Origin of the sequence: Clostridium sp. DFI.1.208, assembly GCF_024463855.1 — a bacterium.
Lineage (GTDB): Bacteria > Bacillota_I > Bacilli_A > Erysipelotrichales > Erysipelotrichaceae > Clostridium_AQ.
This window is the reverse complement of record NZ_JANGCA010000168.1, coordinates 1-803: the sequence shown is the minus strand read 5'-3', so window position 1 is coordinate 803 and position 803 is coordinate 1. Positions and strand designations below refer to the sequence as shown.

Here is an 803-nt window from a genome sequence, read left to right as displayed (position 1 = left end):
AGATATAAAAAAGGATATATGAAAGACTAAATGCAATTGTAAGTGTAAATTCAACTAGATTGTTGTGTAAGAGTCTTTTCTACTTAGCTACTTTGAAAGTGGAATTTAACTTTTCACTTCAGCTTAGATAAAAAAATTCAAAAAAGTTGTTGACATAAAAAAAGTCTAATGGTATTATATATGAGCGCTGATGAGAACGGCGCAAAAAAAGAAGTTCAAAAAACGTGGAGGCTTAGCTCAGCTGGGAGAGCGTCTGCCTTACAAGCAGAGGGTCGGGGGTTCGAGTCCCTCAGCCTCCACCATAAAAATGTGCCGACTTAGCTCAATTGGTAGAGCAACTGACTTGTAATCAGTAGGTTGTGGGTTCAATTCCTATAGTCGGCACCATCTTTTAAAAAGAGTCGGGGAGGTAGCGAAGTGGCTAAACGCGGCTGACTGTAACTCAGTTCCTTTTGGTTCGGCAGTTCGAATCTGCCCCTCCCCACCATCTTTTATTGGGGCATAGCCAAGCGGTAAGGCACCAGACTTTGACTCTGGCATTCCACTGGTTCGATCCCAGTTGCCCCAGCCAATTAAATTCAACATATAAATGACCCGTTAGCTCAGTTGGTAGAGCATCTGACTTTTAATCAGAGGGTCGGGCGTTCGAATCGCCCACGGGTCACCATTTATCTGTTGCGGGTGTAGTTCAATGGTAGAACTTCAGCCTTCCAAGCTGACTACGTGAGTTCGATTCTCATCACCCGCTCCATTATGAGTAAGATTTGTGCTCAGAGCCTATGGCTCTGGGCATTTTTGTTAAA

Annotated in this window: 6 tRNA genes; all 6 read left to right on the top strand. The window is 43.5% G+C overall.

The window, feature by feature from the left end:
* The first annotated feature begins 226 nt into the window (after window positions 1-226).
* Window positions 227-302 (top strand) — tRNA-Val (locus NE665_RS23875).
* A gap of 9 nt (window positions 303-311) precedes the next feature.
* Window positions 312-387, top strand: a tRNA-Thr gene (locus NE665_RS23870).
* 16 nt (window positions 388-403) lie between these two features.
* Window positions 404-487: transfer RNA gene (locus NE665_RS23865), tRNA-Tyr, on the top strand.
* An 8-nt stretch (window positions 488-495) separates the two neighbouring features.
* Window positions 496-571: transfer RNA gene (locus NE665_RS23860), tRNA-Gln, on the top strand.
* Between the two features lie 20 nt (window positions 572-591).
* Window positions 592-667, top strand: a tRNA-Lys gene (locus NE665_RS23855).
* 10 nt (window positions 668-677) lie between these two features.
* A tRNA-Gly gene (locus NE665_RS23850) sits at window positions 678-751 on the top strand.
* The last annotated feature ends 52 nt before the right edge of the window (window positions 752-803 follow it).